Annotated in this window: 14 protein-coding genes; 11 read left to right on the top strand and 3 right to left on the bottom strand. The window is 64.1% G+C overall.

The window, feature by feature from the left end:
* Nucleotides 1-67 precede the first annotated feature (67 nt).
* Complete coding sequence (locus tag AC1DVV_RS18600; RefSeq protein ID WP_457282574.1) at nucleotides 68-472, bottom strand: DoxX family protein; 405 nt, start codon at nucleotides 470-472, stop codon at nucleotides 68-70.
* Nucleotides 473-521: 49 nt separating this feature from the next.
* Nucleotides 522-1,472: a LysR family transcriptional regulator gene (locus tag AC1DVV_RS18595; protein ID WP_477667379.1), complete on the bottom strand. Its 951-nt coding sequence runs from the start codon at nucleotides 1,470-1,472 to the stop codon at nucleotides 522-524.
* Between the two features lie 221 nt (nucleotides 1,473-1,693).
* On the opposite strand from AC1DVV_RS18595, the gene AC1DVV_RS18590 reads away from it, so the two are divergent.
* From AC1DVV_RS18590 to AC1DVV_RS18540, 11 genes are all read left to right on the top strand, one after another.
* Nucleotides 1,694-2,593 carry an alpha/beta hydrolase gene (locus AC1DVV_RS18590; protein ID WP_477667380.1) on the top strand — a complete coding sequence of 300 codons (900 nt, stop codon included), beginning with the start codon at nucleotides 1,694-1,696 and terminating at the stop codon, nucleotides 2,591-2,593.
* Nucleotides 2,594-2,625: 32 nt separating this feature from the next.
* Nucleotides 2,626-3,570 (top strand): ABC transporter permease, encoded by a 945-nt coding sequence (locus AC1DVV_RS18585; RefSeq protein WP_477667381.1) that lies wholly within the window; start codon nucleotides 2,626-2,628, stop codon nucleotides 3,568-3,570.
* Entirely contained in the window at nucleotides 3,567-4,388 is an 822-nt protein-coding gene (locus tag AC1DVV_RS18580; protein WP_477667382.1) for an ABC transporter permease, read from the top strand. The genes AC1DVV_RS18585 and AC1DVV_RS18580 overlap by 4 nt, the downstream gene beginning before the upstream one ends.
* Nucleotides 4,385-6,073, top strand: coding sequence for an ABC transporter ATP-binding protein (locus AC1DVV_RS18575; RefSeq protein ID WP_477667383.1), 1,689 nt, complete (start codon nucleotides 4,385-4,387; stop codon nucleotides 6,071-6,073). Before AC1DVV_RS18580 ends, AC1DVV_RS18575 begins: the two co-directional genes overlap by 4 nt.
* A 17-nt stretch (nucleotides 6,074-6,090) precedes the next feature.
* Complete coding sequence (locus AC1DVV_RS18570) at nucleotides 6,091-7,647, top strand: ABC transporter substrate-binding protein (protein WP_477701643.1); 1,557 nt, start codon at nucleotides 6,091-6,093, stop codon at nucleotides 7,645-7,647.
* Between the two features lie 115 nt (nucleotides 7,648-7,762).
* A complete protein-coding gene (locus AC1DVV_RS18565; protein WP_477701642.1) occupies nucleotides 7,763-8,893 on the top strand; it encodes a C45 family autoproteolytic acyltransferase/hydolase in 1,131 nt (376 codons plus the stop codon).
* A gap of 301 nt (nucleotides 8,894-9,194) precedes the next feature.
* Nucleotides 9,195-9,845: an aldehyde dehydrogenase iron-sulfur subunit PaoA gene (paoA, locus tag AC1DVV_RS18560; RefSeq protein WP_477647584.1), complete on the top strand. Its 651-nt coding sequence runs from the start codon at nucleotides 9,195-9,197 to the stop codon at nucleotides 9,843-9,845.
* On the top strand, nucleotides 9,842-10,798 hold the full coding sequence (locus AC1DVV_RS18555; RefSeq protein ID WP_477701641.1) for an FAD binding domain-containing protein: 957 nt from the start codon (nucleotides 9,842-9,844) through the stop codon (nucleotides 10,796-10,798). Before paoA ends, AC1DVV_RS18555 begins: the two co-directional genes overlap by 4 nt.
* Nucleotides 10,795-13,005 (top strand): aldehyde oxidoreductase molybdenum-binding subunit PaoC, encoded by a 2,211-nt coding sequence (gene paoC, locus AC1DVV_RS18550; RefSeq protein ID WP_477701640.1) that lies wholly within the window; start codon nucleotides 10,795-10,797, stop codon nucleotides 13,003-13,005. The genes AC1DVV_RS18555 and paoC overlap by 4 nt, the downstream gene beginning before the upstream one ends.
* A 273-nt stretch (nucleotides 13,006-13,278) precedes the next feature.
* On the top strand, nucleotides 13,279-14,109 hold the full coding sequence (locus tag AC1DVV_RS18545; RefSeq protein WP_477701639.1) for a hypothetical protein: 831 nt from the start codon (nucleotides 13,279-13,281) through the stop codon (nucleotides 14,107-14,109).
* Entirely contained in the window at nucleotides 14,109-14,495 is a 387-nt protein-coding gene (locus AC1DVV_RS18540) for a hypothetical protein (protein ID WP_457282562.1), read from the top strand. The genes AC1DVV_RS18545 and AC1DVV_RS18540 overlap by 1 nt, the downstream gene beginning before the upstream one ends.
* A gap of 33 nt (nucleotides 14,496-14,528) precedes the next feature.
* Here AC1DVV_RS18540 and AC1DVV_RS18535 read toward each other — a convergent pair whose 3' ends face one another.
* The gene (locus tag AC1DVV_RS18535; RefSeq protein WP_457282561.1) at nucleotides 14,529-14,993 is read right to left on the bottom strand and encodes an Lrp/AsnC family transcriptional regulator; all 465 of its coding nucleotides are present in this window, start codon (nucleotides 14,991-14,993) and stop codon (nucleotides 14,529-14,531) included.
* Nucleotides 14,994-15,017 lie beyond the last annotated feature (24 nt).

Raw genomic sequence — 15,017 nt, 5'->3', positions numbered from 1 at the left:
TGAGGCGTGAAAAAGCCGGCGCACCCGCAAAGGATGCACCGGCTTTACACCGAGATTGGCGTCTTGCTTACTTCCGCGAACGCAGCGCGTCAACGCTCCATGCACCACCGCCGGCAGCAGCAAAGAACAAAAACACAAAGCAGAACAACACGGCCGACTCGCCACCATTCAGCATGGGCGACAACACAAAGCCCTTGGTCGCATGGCCCATGAAATAGGCAAATGCCAGCAGGCCCGACAGCACAAACGCCACAGGGCGCGTGAACAAGCCCACAAGCAGCAGCGCACCACCAAAGAGCTCAAGAATCCCGGCAAAGCCGATCAGCGACAACACCTGCAGCCCGTCGAAATAAGCCACGTGGGGAAAGCCCAGCAGCTTGGCCGTGCCATGCTGAATAAGCAAATAAGCAGAAACAATGCGCAGGACTGAAAGCGCGCGTGAAGTCAGTTGGTCGTTTTGGGCAAAGGCCATGAGGTTCCCTCCGTTAAAAAGATGTCTGACAGGCCTGTAGCGAAAAAGTTCAGCGCCGCTGCGCAAGTTTCTGCCGGGGCCTGGGGCCACCCGATGCGGAGCTGGCGACGCTCGCCAAACTTTTCTCGGCCAGCAGTTGAACCAGATGCTGCCGGATCACCGCGGTGATGTGCTCGCGCTTGCCCTGCTCCAGCATGCCGATCAGCCGTGTCGGTGGCCGGCCCGGCAGCGGCAGCACACGCAGAAGCGCATCGTTGGCCCAGTCGGCGTTCTTGACATGCGGCACGATGGTGACACCGACGTTCTGTCGCACCAGGTCGATGATGGCCGAGAGCGAGCTGAGCTCCAGAAAGTCCTGCGGCACCAGGCCCAGCTTGCGCAAGGTCTGCTCTATGCGGATGCCGCTTTGCGTGCGCCGGTCAAAGCGCAGGAAGGGTTGCTCACGCAGCAGCTTTTTGAAGTCGCTGCCCGGCGACGCTACCTGGGAACTCGCGACCACCGTCAGCGGCTCGGTGTACAGCGGCGTCCAGCGCATGCCCTTTCGCTCCTGCGGCGAGTCGTCGACGAAGACCGCCGCATCGAGCTCACCGCTCCTGACACTGCGCGCCAGGCCGCTGGACTCCTGCATGACCAGCCGCACATTGAGACGCGGATAGAGCGGCTTCATCCTGACGACGGTGTTTGAGAGCAGCCCCATCGCCGTGACGATGGAGCCCACCGTCACGGTGCCGGCGATCTCTCCCTCGCCGTCCAGGCCTTCGCGCATCTGGTCGTAGTACCCGACAATTTTTTCCGCATGCGCAACCAGCGCGCGGCCTGCGTCCGAAAGCACCACGCCGCGCCCCGAACGCTCGAACAGCACGGTCTTGAGCTCGGTCTCCAGCGCGCGCATCTGCAGCCCGACTGCAGCCTGTGTCAGCGCGACGCGATCGGACGCCGCGGCGAACGAGCCGCCCTGCGCGACAACCAGGAAGGTCTTCAAAAACCGGATCGTGCTCATTCGCGCACCGCCCCAATACAAAAGAATAACTTTAGCATCTCAAAACATAATATAGATATATTTTTCAAACCGGATGGAGAACAATCCGGCTTAACAGGGTTGTGTGACGGACACATGTCTCCCGCCGCAACGGCGCATCTCCCTCGAAACGCGCGGCTTTTTCGGGCTTCTTCCGCAGCAGCCCGGCCGCTTGTCTGGCTTGTTTTTTGGGGCGATGATTTATGTCTGATGCACTCCTGGCGAATACCGGCACGGCTTCACCACTCTCATTTGGTGAGAAACGGGCGGCAGCCATTTACGACCTGGGCCACAGCACGATTTTTGCGTCGCGCACTGACCCGCGCTTTTCCTATTGCACTTATGCCCCGCCGCACCTGGGTGAGTCAAAGCAGCCCATGCAGCTCGTGGTCGTGGTGCACGGCACCGGCCGCGCCTTCACCGAATACCGCGACGCCTTCGCCGCATTCGCCAAGTGGAATGACTGCATCGTGTTGTGCCCGCTGTTCCCGGCCGGCCCGCAGGGCGACGGCAACCGCGACGGTTTCAAGCACCTGCGCGAAGCCGACATCCGCTACGACCAGATCCTGCTCAGCATGGTCGACGAAGTAGCCGTCAAGTTCGGTTGCGACTTTTCAAAGTTCGCGCTCTTCGGTTACTCCGGCGGCGGCCAGTTCGTCAACCGCTTCGGCCTGCTGCATCCCGAGCGCCTCTGGGCGCTTTCCATAGGCGCGCCAGGCTCGGTGACTCTCATCGACAACCAGCAAGACTGGTGGGTCGGTGTGCGCGACTTCGAAAAGCGTTTCGGCAAACCGCTGAACCTTGCGGCCCTCAAAGCCCTGCCGGTGCACATGGTGGCCGGCAAGGCTGACATGGAGACCTGGGAGATTACCCACCGCGAAGGCGGCAAGTTCTACATGGCCGGCGCCAACGACGCGGGGCGCACGCGCCCGGAGCGGCTGGAGACCTTGCGCCAGTCCTTTGTGCAGGCCGGCGTCAACGTCACGCTGGACCTGATCGACAACGTTCCCCACGACGGCCTGGCCTGCGTCGACACGGTGCAGGACTTCCTCGCGACCGTGCTGCGCGACGTCCGGAAAAAAGCGGCGGGCCGGGCCCAGTGATGTCACGCCAACCTCAAACCTGAAGACTGACCATGCTGCGTTTTACGCTGTCCCGTCTTTTCATGGCCATACCGACGCTGCTGATCGTCGCGGTGGCGGTCTTTGTGCTGATCCGGCTCATCCCCGGCGACCCGGCGCAGCTGCTGTTGGGTGACCTCGCCGACCCGGTGCGCCTGGCCGACCTGCGCGCCCAGCTCGGGCTCGATAAGAGTTGGCCGGTGCAGTTCGGCATCTGGGGCCGGCACGTGCTGGGCGGCGACCTGGGCGTTTCCATCAACACCGGCGAACCCGTGCTGCACCTGGTGTTGAGCCGCTTCCTGGTCAGCGCGCAGATTGTGCTCATTGCCGTGCTCTTCGCCACCCTGGTCGCGGTGCCCGCCGGCATGATCGCCGCGTGGAAGCAAAACCGCCTGCCCGACCTGATGCTGGTCGGCACCGCCACCCTGCTGGTATCCATCCCTACCTTCTGGCTGGGCCTGTTGCTTCTGCTCTTCTTCGGCCTGAAGCTCGAATGGCTGCCCGTGGTCGGCTATGTCTCGATCATGAACGACTGGAAGTCGGGCCTGCTGTACCTGCTGATGCCCATCCTCACGCTGTTCCTGCATGAGATCGGCGTGCTGATCCGCATGGCCAGGGCCAGCACGCTGGAAGTGCTGCGGCTGGACTACATCACGCATGCGCGCGCCAAGGGTCTGTCAGAGCGTGCTGTGCTGGTGCACCACGCCTTTCGCAACTCCTTCGGCCCGACCTGGACTTTGATCGGCCTGGTGCTGGGCAACCTGCTGGGCGGCGTGGCGGTTGTTGAAACCGTGTTCACGATTCCCGGCCTGGGCCGCCTGCTGGTTGACGCGATCTTCGCGCGCGACTACCCGGTGATCCAGGGCTGTCTGCTGCTGGTCGCCGTGATCTACGTGGTAACCAACCTGGTCATCGACCTCTGCTATCCGATCTTCGACCCCAGGGTGTTGGCCGAATGAAAAAATTTCTCACCCCTCAGGCCCTGATCGGCCTCTTCATCGTGGGCCTCATCCTCGTGGCGGCCGTACTGGCCTTCTTCTGGACGCCGCACGAGCCGCTCAAGATCAACTTCCTGGCACGCCTCAAACCACCCAGCGCCACCTATTGGCTGGGCACCGACGAGTTCGGCCGCGACGAGCTCTCGCGCCTCATGGCCGGGGCCTCCAACAGCGTCTGGATCAGTTTTCTCACGGTGCTGCTCTCTATCACCGCAGGCACTGCCATCGGCGTGCTGACGGGCTTTGTGCGCGGCTGGACCGACCGCATCATCATGGCCTTTGTCAACGCCCTGCTGGCCTTCCCCGGCCTGCTGCTGGCGCTGGCATTGCTGGCTGTCTTCGGCGCCAACAAGTACGGCATCATCCTCGCGCTGGGCCTGGCGTACACGCCCTCCGTCACCCGCATCGTGCGCGGCACGGTGATGTCGCTGCGCGAAAAGGAATTCATCGAATCCTCGCGCGTGCTCGGCAACTCGGAGCTCTACACCATGTACCGCCACGTGCTGCCCAACTGCGTGGCGCCGCTCACCGTGTTAGCCACCTCGATGTTCGGCTGGGTCATCCTGGCGGAGAGTTCGCTGTCCTTCCTGGGCCTGGGCGTGCCGCCGCCGGCGCCCACCTGGGGCAATATGCTGGCCGCCGCCCGGCCCTTCATGGCGCAGGCGACTTACCTTTCCATCTTCCCCGGCCTGTGCATTGCGCTCACGCTGCTGGGCATCAACTTCCTGGGCGACGCGGTGCGCGACCTGCTGGATCCGCGCATGAGGGGCATCGAATGAACCACCTTGTTGATGTCTCGGGCCTCAGCCTTTCCATCGGCAAGGGCGGCCGCGAAATCGTGCGCAATGTGTCCTTCACCGTCGCGCCCGGCGAGATCGTCGGCATCGTCGGTGAATCCGGCAGTGGCAAGACCCAGGCGGCGCGCGCCATCATGGGCCTCACGCCGCCGCCACTGGTGCGCAGCGCGGGTCGCATTTTGTTTGAAGGCGAAGACATGGCGGCGGCCGGCGATGCGCGTTTGCGACAGCTGCGCGGCGCGCGCATCGGCATGGTGTTCCAGGAGCCCATGACCTCGCTCAACCCTTCGATGACGATCGGCCGGCAGCTTGACGAAGGCCTGGCGCTGCACCGGCCCGAGCTCTCGCCGGCCGCGCGCCGCGACAAGGCTTTGGCCATGCTCGCGCGCGTCGGCATCACCGACCCGCAGGCCGCGCTCGCCGCATGGCCACATGAATTCTCAGGCGGCATGCGCCAGCGCATGATGCTGGCCTCTGTGATGCTGCTGGAGCCCGCACTGCTGATCGCCGACGAGCCGACCACTGCCCTGGACGCGCTGGTGCAGCGCGATGTGCTCGAGCTGATGGTCGGCCTCACACGCGAACACAATACGGCCGTGCTGCTGATCAGCCACGACCTGCCCATGGTGGCGCGCTACACCCAGCGCATGATCGTCATGCAGCAGGGCGAGGTCGTCGAAGCCGGCGACACCGCCGCCTTGCTGGCAGGCCCCAGGCAGGACTACACACGCAAGCTGCTCGAGGCCATCCCGCGCCGGCAAGCCGCGCGCACAATTGCCGACGACCAACCCGTCATCGAAGTGCGCAAGCTCGTATTCGATTACCCCGGCAAGCGGCGCCTCTTTGCCAAGTCCGCTGCCAAGCGCGTGCTGCACGGCATAGACCTGGTGGTGCGCCCGCGCGAGATCGTCGCGGTGGTGGGCGGCTCCGGTTCGGGAAAAACCACGTTGGGCCGTGCGATTGCGGGCTTGCTCAAGCCGACCGAAGGCGACATCCGTTTTCGCGGGCGTTCGATCGCGCGCAGCGATGCGGGCTGGCTGGACTACCGGCTCAATTGCCAGATGGTTTTCCAGGACCCGTATTCATCACTCAACCCGCGCATGAGCATTGGCCAGCTGGTCGGTGAAGGGCTGCGACTGGTTCCTGGCCTCTCTTCAGCCGAGCGGAAAACGCGCGTAGCGAAGATGCTTGATGAGGTTGGTTTGGAGCCCCGGCATGCGCAACGTTACGCGCACGAACTCTCGGGCGGCCAGCGCCAACGCGTGGCGATTGCCCGCGCGTTGATACGTGAGCCGGCCTTTGTGATTGCCGACGAGCCGGTGTCCGCACTCGACGTGACCGTACGCGCCCAGGTGCTGGCGCTGCTGGCCGAGCTGCAGGAACGCCACGGCTTTGCCTGCCTCTTCATCAGCCACGACCTGGGCGTGGTCGAACAGGTGGCCGACCGTGTGATCGTGATGCAGGCCGGCCAGATCATTGAGCAAGGCAGCCGCGACGAGGTGTTCGACAACCCGCAACATGCCTACACACGCAAGCTGCTCTCCGCGATTCCTGCGCTCACGCCCACCGGCCAGGGCGGCATGCAACTCAAGTGGCGTTTTGACGAACCCGATGCGCCGGCGGGCGCCTTGAATCTCATCAACCCGATAACCCCCATTCCAGTCTGATCTTTAAGGAGCTTTTGATGCTTTCCCTTCGATTGAAATTTCTGGCCGCTGCCGTGCTGGCGGCTTGTACCGCCGCCCAGGCCCAGACGGCGCAAATCGTGGTCGCGCAGCCGGCAGACATCCGCTCGACCAACCCCGGTGTCAACCGCGACAACACCACCGACGGCGTGGTGCTCAACATCGTCGAAGGCCTGGTTGCCTATCACGAGAACGGCACCGTCGGCCCGCTGCTGGCGCGCTCCATCGTCACCAGCCCCGACGGCCTGACCTATATCTTCAAGTTGCGCACCAACGTGAAGTTTCACAACGGCGAGTCCATGACTTCGGCCGATGTGCTGTGGAGCTGGAAGCGTTATATGGACCCCAAGACCGACTGGCGCTGCCTCAGCGAATTTGACGGCCGCTCCGGTGTCAAGGTCACCTCGGTCACCGCGCCTGACGCACAAACCGTGGTCATGCAGCTGGACAAACCCTCGGCCGTCTTCCTCGACAACCTGGCCCGCACCGACTGCGGCATGACAGCCATCCTCCACAAAAAATCCGTCAAGGAAGACGGCAGCTGGGACAAACCCATCGGCACCGGCCCCTTCAAGTTTGAAGAGTGGAAGCGCGGCGAGTACGTCACGCTCAGCGCCTTTGCCGACTACCAGTCGCCCCCCGGCACCAAGCCAGACGGTTACCTCGGCCTCAAGAAACCGCTGGTCGAGCAGGTCAAATTTTTAACCGTGCCCGACATGTCGACCTCCAAGGCCGGCCTGCAGTCCGGCGCCATCGATGCCGGCCAGATCACCTCGTCCGACGTGCAGGAGCTCAAGGCGAATAAAAACCTGAGCGTGGTCGCCGCTGTGGATGCGGGCAAAAACACGCTGCTGATGCAGACCAATGACCCGCTTCTTAAAGACGAGCGCATCCGCCAGGCCATCGCGCTGTCGCTCGACATGAACCAGCTCGTCGCGGCCGCGTCCGAAGGCCTGGCCCGCGTCAACAACTCGGCCATCCAGGACAGCTCGGCCTTCTACACCGCAGCGCAGAAAAAAGGCTATCGCCACGACCCGGCCAAGGCCAAACAGCTGCTGAAGGAAGCCGGCTACAAGGGCCAGCCTATCGTGATTCAGGCCAACAAGCGCGCCCATGTGCCGAGCTTCTCGGTGGCGGTGATGAGCCAGGCCATGATGCAGGCCGTCGGCATCAACGCGCAGATCGAAGTGCTCGAATGGGCCACCCAGCTGGACCGCTACAACAGCGGCAACTACCAGATGAGCTCCTTCACCTATTCGTCGCGCCTGGACCCGGCCCTGAGCTATGAGCAGTTCTCGGGCAACAAGGCCAAGCAGCCGCGCAAGGTGTGGGACGACCCGGCCGCGCAAAAGTTGATCGACCAGAGCTTCGCCGAAGCCGATCCGAAGAAGCGCCAGGCATTGTTTGACCAGCTGCACGCGTTGATGATCGCCAAGACGCCGCTGCTCATCCTCTACAACGTGACCGATTCGTGGGCCGTGCGCAAGCGCGTGAACGGGTTCACGGTGTGGGAAGGCAAGCCGCTGCTCTGGAATACGAAGCTGGCCGCCAGGTAAGTCTTTTCAGCTTCCCTCTTGGTCGCCTCGCGCGCAGGCCGCGCGCAAGGCATGGACAGGCACGCCTCGCGGCGGTCGTCATCTCTCTTCACGCAACTTCTTACGGCAGCCCAGCATGGCAAACATCGAACAATTCCCCTTTATCTCCGTCTCCGGCAGCCCGCATGAACGCGGCCTGCAGTACGGGCGGCAGGCCGCTGACCGGGTACGCGGCAGCGCGCGCCTGTACGGCCAGACGCTGGTCAACCTGGGCTACAGCGAACAGGCACGCGCGCGCTTGATCGACTTCTTCGCCAAGGAAATCGGCAACTTCGCACCCCACTACATCGACGAGATGCGCGGCATTGCCGAGGGCGCGGGCATGGACTTCCAGGACATCGTGATGATCAATGCCCGCACCGAGGTGCTGGCCAAGGCCCGCGCCGAGAAGGTCAATGCCGCCGACCAGGAACCCGGCGACGGCTGCACGGGCGCCCTCATCCTGCCCGAGCGTTCGGCCAACGGCAACCTGCTGCACGGCCAGAACTGGGACTGGCGCGCCGAATGCGTCGAGACCTCCGTCGTGCTGCGCGTGCGCAACGACAACGGTCCCGACTTTTTGACCTTTGTCGAAGCCGGCGGGCTGGCCCGCAGCGGCTTCAACAGCGCTGGTGTGTCGATCACCGCCAACTACCTCGAATCAGACCGCGACTTCAAGCAGCTGGGTGTGCCTTTATCGCTGATCCGGCGCAAGGTGCTGGAACAAGAGATTTTTTCGCTGGCCATGAAGGCCGTGGCCGCAACACCCAAGTCCTGCTCCAACAACATCATGCTGGGCATGTCGCAGGGCTTCGGTATCGATTTTGAATGCACCACCAACGAATCGTTTCCGATTTATCCCGGCACCGACAACCTGATCGTGCACGCCAACCACTGGATGAGCCCGGTAGCGCTCAGCAAGCTGGTGGACATGGGCATTTCCCAATCACCCGACAGCCACTACCGCGACTGGCGCGTGCGAAAACTCCTGAACGCACAGGAAAAACTCGGTCGGCAGGAACTGAAGAACGCTTTCTTCGACAACTTCGGCCTGCCCTACTCCGTCTGCCGCCCGCCCCGCATCGGCAGCCACGACAACCTGTCGGCCACAGTCGCCATGGTCATCATGGAACCCGCAGTGGGTGAAATGGAAGTGGCGCCCTTGCCGGCCCTGAACAAGGTGTTCACCTGCTACAGCCTGACGGAAGAGCCCAGGATTTCTGCCTGAGCGCATCGCGCAGCCCCTTTGCAGGATTGCTGCTGCCAACGGATCGAGGCACTGCGCCGCCGGGGTCAAGGCTTTGGTTCGCTTGACAACCTGTCGGCAAAGTAAGGCAAAAGAAATAGGAGGAGGCGCCAGGCGTGCTTCCTGACCTCGACGCGGCGGCGGTAGTGATGGCAGTGGTGGTAGTGGCGGCAACTGACTCCCCACCAAGCCTGTTTCCTACAGTGCAATCGGCCCTGCTCCGGGATGCTGGCGGTTTACTTCGCCACTCCCCACTCCATCTTTAAGGACAAAGGCAGAAGCCATGGAAAGCCCCACCGATGCACTCACCATCTCCCGGCGAGGTATCCTGATCGCTAGCGCCGCTTCAGCGGCTGTGACCACTATGCCATCAGACGCCACTGCAGCCCCCTCTTCACCGCTCGCCGCACCCGGCTCCGTCCCTCAGGGGCGCGTGACCATCGAGGTCAACGGCGCGGCCCACACCCTGAACCTGGACACGCGCACCACGCTGCTCGATGCCTTGCGCGAGCACCTGCACCTCACCGGCACAAAAAAGGGCTGCGACCACGGCCAATGCGGCGCCTGCACCGTGCTGCTCGACGGGCAGCGCATCAATTCCTGCCTGACGCTGGCCGTGATGCATGAGGGCAGCAAGGTGACCACCATCGAAGGGCTGGGAACCTTGCAGCGCATGCACCCGTTGCAGACAGCCTTCGTCAAGCATGACGGCTATCAGTGCGGTTACTGCACGCCGGGCCAGATCTGCTCTGCCGTCGGCGCACTCGACGAGCTGCGCCGGGGCGTCCCCAGCCACGTCAGCGCGGACATCACCGCGCGGCCGCTGCTCTCACCCGACGAGCTTCGGGAGCGCATGAGCGGCAACATCTGCCGCTGCGGCGCCTACTCCAACATCGTTGAAGCCATCACTGAAGTGGCGGGGGCGCAGGCATGAAACCCTTCACTTATGAACGCGCCACCTCACCGGCACAAGCCGCAGCGGCGGTGGCCCGCAACCCGACGGCAAAATTCATCGCAGGCGGCACCAACCTGCTGGATTTGATGAAGCTGCAGATCGAAGCGCCTGCGCACCTGGTCGACGTGAACGGCCTGGCGCTGGACAAGATTGAGGCAACGCCCGAGGGCGGCCTGCGTGTGGGCGCGATGGTTCGCAACACCGCGCTCGCCTCAGACGAGCGCGTGCGGCGCGACTACGGCGTACTGTCACGGGCCTTGCTCGCCGGTGCCTCGGGCCAGCTGCGCAACAAGGCGACCACCGCCGGCAACCTGCTGCAGCGCACACGTTGCCCCTACTTTTACGACACCGACCAGCCCTGCAACAAGCGCCAGCCGGGCAGCGGCTGCAGCGCCATCGGGGGCGTGAACCGCCAACACGGCATCATCGGCACCAGCCAGGCCTGTATCGCCACCCACCCGAGTGATATGGCCGTTGCCATGCGGGTGCTCGACGCATCGGTAGAAACCGTGCGGGCCGACGGGCGTGCGCGCGTCATTCCGATTGCTGACTTTCACCGGCTGCCAGGCGAAACGCCGCACATCGAAACCACGCTGGAGCCCGGTGAGCTGATCACCGCTGTGACGCTGCCGCGCCCGGCCGGCGGCGTGCACATCTACCGCAAGGTGCGTGACCGTGCCTCCTACGCCTTCGCGCTTGTTTCCGTGGCTGCCATCGTGCAGCGTGATGGCTCCGGCAAGGTCGCCCTGGGCGGCGTGGCGCACAAGCCCTGGCGCGTTGAAGCCGCAGAGGCTGCCATGCCGCAAGGTGCGCGGGCTCTTGCGGCCGGCGTGCTGGCCGGTGCAACGCCGACACATGACAACGCCTTCAAATTGCCACTGGTAGAGCGAACCATCGCCGCCGTGCTGGCCCAGGCGAGGAGCGCATCGTGAAATTCGACACCCCTGCCACCACCAACCCCATTGACCAGCTCAAGGTCATCGGCAAGCCCACCGACCGCATAGACGGCCCGCTCAAAACCACCGGCACCGCACCCTACGCCTACGAGCGCCACGACGCCGCACCGGACGCGGCCTACGGCTACGTCGCAGGCGCCGGCATCGCCAAGGGCCGCATCGCGTCGATGGATTTGCGCGCGGCCCGCACCGCGCCGGGCGTGCTGGCCATCATTACCGCAGAGAACGCCGGCAAGCTCACCAAGGGCAGCTTCAACACCGCCAGGCTGCTGGGCGGGCCGGAGATTGACCACTACCACCAGGCCGTGGCGCTGGTGGTGGCCAACACCTTCGAACAGGCTCGCGCCGCCGCGCAACTGGTACGCATCGTCTATGAGAGCACGCCGGGCAAGTTCAACCTGGCAACAGAAAAAGACGGCGCGCCGCTGGCCAAGGCGTCTGATTTTTCGGGAGAACCTGAGACCAAGGTGGGCGATTTCGCGGGCGCCTTTGCCGCGGCGCCTGTGCAGCTGGACGCCACCTACACCACGCCCGACCAGTCCCACGCGATGATGGAGCCGCACGCCACCACCGCCGCGTGGACGGGCGACAAGCTCACGGTATGGACAGCCAACCAGATGATCGACTGGGGCGTGGGCGATCTGGCCAAGACGCTGGGTATCCCCAAAGCCAACGTCAGACTGGTGTCGCCCTTTATCGGCGGGGGTTTCGGCGGCAAGCTTTTCCTGCGTGCCGATGTGTTGCTGGCCGCGCTGGGGGCGCGCGCGGTGCGGCGGCCGGTCAAGGTCGCGCTGCAGCGGCCGCTGATGATGAACAACACCACCCACCGGCCGGCCACCATCCAGCGCATACGCCTGGGGGCGGGGCGCGACGGCAAGCTCACTTCTATCGGTCATGAGGGCTGGTCAGGCGACCTGCCCGGCGGCGGGCCCGAGACCGCGGTGAACCAGACGCGCCTGCTCTACGCCGGCGCCAACCGGATGACCGCCACACGGCTGGCCGTGCTGGACCTGCCCGAGGGCAATGCGATGCGTGCACCGGGCGAGGCGCCCGGCTTGATGGCGCTCGAGATCGCGATGGATGAAATGGCGGAAAAGCTGGGCTTGGACCCGGTGGAGTTCCGCGTCCTCAACGACACGCAGGTAGACCCTGAAAAACCCGAGCGCGCTTACTCCCAGCGCCAGCTGATTCAATGCCTGAGAACCGGCGCGCAGACCTTCGGCTGGAACCGGCGCGTGGCCAAACCGGGCCAGCTGCGTGAAGGGCGCTGGCTGGTGGGCCTGGGTGTCGCCTCGGCTTTTCGCAACAACCTGACGATGCCGTCTGGTGCGCGCGTGCGGCTGGACAACACCGGCCTCGTCACGGTTGAAACGGACATGACGGATATCGGCACCGGCACCTACACCGTCATTGCGCAGACCGCCGCTGAAGTCATGGGCGTGCCGCTGCAAAAGGTGTTTGTGCGGCTGGGCGACTCCGCCTTTCCCGTGTCGGCCGGCTCCGGCGGGCAATGGGGCGCCAACAGCTCCACGTCGGGCGTGTACGCCGCCTGCATGAAGCTGCGCGAAGCCGTCGCCCAAAAACTGGGAATGACCCAGGGCGACATCACGTTTGCCGACGGCATGGTCAGCGCGGGTGGCCGCTCTGTGCCGCTGGCTGAAGCTGCCGGCGCCCAGGGCCTCGTCGCCGAAGACACCATCGAGTTCGGCGACCTGGGCAAAAAACTCCAGCAGTCGACCTTCGGCGCGCACTTTGTGGAAGTGGGCGTCGACATCTACACCGGCGAAATTCGTGTGCGGCGCATGCTGGCCGTCTGCGCCGCGGGCCGCATCCTCAACCCCAAGAGCGCGCGCAGCCAGGTGATAGGCGCGATGACCATGGGAGTTGGCGCGGCGCTGATGGAAGAACTCGCTGTCGACAAGCGTCACGGGTTTTTCGTGAACCACGACCTGGCGGGCTACGAGGTGCCGGTGCATGCCGACATTCCGCACCAGGATGTGATCTTCCTGGAAGAGACCGACCCAACCTCATCGCCCATGAAAGCCAAGGGCGTGGGTGAACTCGGCATCTGCGGCGTCGGCGCGGCAGTGGCCAATGCGGTCTACAACGCCACCGGCGCGCGGGTGCGCCACTACCCGATCACACTGGACAAAGTGCTGGACAGCCTGCCGGCGCTGGTGTGAGCGCCGGCGCGCCTTATCACGCCGGCGGCGGGTGTGGAAAACACCTTAAAAATGCCTGTTTCAGGCATAAAAAGTGCCTGGAACCTAATCAGGACGGGCGCAAGTAGCTCCTGATTTAATAGCGCCCCTGCTCAACCCTGAACCCCCTTGCGGAGGCCCGCCGGCGAGCGGAACGGCGGCCCGCCGCACCGCTGGAACAAGTCCTACACAGCAGCGTGTTCGCGCGCACTAGGATTGGTTTTACCTGTGAATCCGTTCCGTACTGACGGTGCCATGTCAACCCGCCCTTTTCGCCTCGCCACACGGCTGATCCTGGCGTCAGCCCTGGCTGCTGCCTGCCTGGGCACCGTTGCGCAGGACAAACCCGCAGGCACACTGCCGCAAGTCACCATCGCCGCCAAGGCAAACCGCGACCCCGTCGAAAAGTCCTACCGCAAGATGGTCCGCGGCATGGATCTTTTCGAGAAGCAGCGTGCTGCCATGGCGCCCAATGCGTCGCTGCGCTTCAAGCTGTTGCCGCGCAAGCGCGAAACGGAGATGGACCGCATCGAGATGGAGGTCATCGGGACGACGGTGGCGTTTGGCGTGGCGGTGGCGCCGGACCATACCTTTACGCTGGAGCGCAATCCCAAAGCGTTTGACGAGAACGCGCAAGTGATTCCGAACCGGAAGGCGCAGACCATGACGTGGCGCACGGAGATACGCACGCCGGGCCTGCCGCCCAACACGCGTCGGCTGGGTGACTTGCGGCTGGAATGCCAGGTGGGCATGGAGGCGGGGCTGGTGTCGAACACCACCAATGTGATCGGCCGGCTGGCTCGGGTGATTCTGGATACGCCGGCCTATTGCGACAGGAAGGCGCCGCTTTATCTTTTCTTTGCGGACCGGCCTTTGTTCAGCGTGGCCATGATGAACGGCGCGCGGCGGGAGATTCTTTCCATCGATAAGCTGTACGCCGCCGCCAGCGACGACCCCAACCTGAACGGCGACCTGCCGTATTGCGACTGCGAGGTGCTGGTAGACCGCACTTACGTGCTGCCGCTGGGCGACCGAAGCTGGCCGGACGACACGCTGGTGGAGTTTGAGTACATGGACGGGCCGTGATGAAAACCTTGCCCCGTCAAACGCTGCGGCATGCCGGTGCGATGCTGCTTGCCTGCCTCTGGCTGGCCGGTTGCGCGGGCCCGGGGGGATTGTTCGGCTCGCAAGAGGCGCCACCGCCTTTTCGCGACCCGGCCATGACGATGGAAAGCGCGCAGGGCGCCATCGTGGCCGGGCAGTCCACCAAGGCCGACGTGGCGGCAACGCTGGGCGACGCCGCCGCGTCGGTGAAGTTCGACAGCGGATTCGAGGTGTGGGTCTACCGGAAAAAGACTTCGCAACCCACAGCGGCCAACCCGGAGCTGGTGATTCTGTTCACGCCTGCCGGCATCGTCAAAAAGACGCGGATTCGCCCGGCTTACCTGGCGCAGGAAGAGCGCAGGGATTGACGGCTTAAGTTACTCAGGACCAGGTTCGCCACCTCAGACCGGAATGACGGTCGTCTCGAACACTTCCTTGAGGCACACAAAGGTGCGCACCTGCCGCACGCCGGGCAGGGCCACGAGCTGGGCGGTGTGCATCTCGTTGAACGAGTCGATGCTTTTGATGCGCAGCTTCACAAAATAATCAAACTCACCGGTCACCAGTTGCACCTCGAGGCAGCCCGTCAAACCGGCGGCGGCTTTTTCAAACGCGGCGAATGAGTCGGTGGTGGAGCGGTCGAGCACGACACCGATGATGACCAGGCCGTTGTAGCCCAGCGCACGCGGGTTGACCAGCACCACGGTCTTGCGGATCAGCCCCAGCTCCTTGAGCCTGGCCACCCGCCTGGAGCAGGCCGGTGCGCTGAGGTTGGTTTTTTCGGCCAGCTGCATGTTGGGCAATGAGGCGTCCTGCTGCAGCAGCTTCAGGAGCTTGCGGTCTACCCGGTCGAGTTCTTTTTCCATTGTGGAATTGTACAAATCTTGCAT

It is taken from the genome of Polaromonas sp. P3_B4 (genome assembly GCF_056402835.1).
The sequence above is the reverse complement of the archived record's forward strand: the minus strand, read 5'-3'. Positions and strand labels throughout refer to the sequence as shown.

Coding starts and splice junctions, on each gene's coding strand:
- AC1DVV_RS18600 (WP_457282574.1), bottom strand. CDS start 472: ATGGCCTTTGCCCAAAACGACCAACTGACTTCACGCGCGCTTTCAGTC.
- AC1DVV_RS18595 (WP_477667379.1), bottom strand. CDS start 1,472: ATGAGCACGATCCGGTTTTTGAAGACCTTCCTGGTTGTCGCGCAGGGC.
- AC1DVV_RS18590 (WP_477667380.1), top strand. CDS start 1,694: ATGTCTGATGCACTCCTGGCGAATACCGGCACGGCTTCACCACTCTCA.
- AC1DVV_RS18585 (WP_477667381.1), top strand. CDS start 2,626: ATGCTGCGTTTTACGCTGTCCCGTCTTTTCATGGCCATACCGACGCTG.
- AC1DVV_RS18580 (WP_477667382.1), top strand. CDS start 3,567: ATGAAAAAATTTCTCACCCCTCAGGCCCTGATCGGCCTCTTCATCGTG.
- AC1DVV_RS18575 (WP_477667383.1), top strand. CDS start 4,385: ATGAACCACCTTGTTGATGTCTCGGGCCTCAGCCTTTCCATCGGCAAG.
- AC1DVV_RS18570 (WP_477701643.1), top strand. CDS start 6,091: ATGCTTTCCCTTCGATTGAAATTTCTGGCCGCTGCCGTGCTGGCGGCT.
- AC1DVV_RS18565 (WP_477701642.1), top strand. CDS start 7,763: ATGGCAAACATCGAACAATTCCCCTTTATCTCCGTCTCCGGCAGCCCG.
- paoA (WP_477647584.1), top strand. CDS start 9,195: ATGGAAAGCCCCACCGATGCACTCACCATCTCCCGGCGAGGTATCCTG.
- AC1DVV_RS18555 (WP_477701641.1), top strand. CDS start 9,842: ATGAAACCCTTCACTTATGAACGCGCCACCTCACCGGCACAAGCCGCA.
- AC1DVV_RS18545 (WP_477701639.1), top strand. CDS start 13,279: ATGTCAACCCGCCCTTTTCGCCTCGCCACACGGCTGATCCTGGCGTCA.
- AC1DVV_RS18540 (WP_457282562.1), top strand. CDS start 14,109: ATGAAAACCTTGCCCCGTCAAACGCTGCGGCATGCCGGTGCGATGCTG.
- AC1DVV_RS18535 (WP_457282561.1), bottom strand. CDS start 14,993: ATGGAAAAAGAACTCGACCGGGTAGACCGCAAGCTCCTGAAGCTGCTG.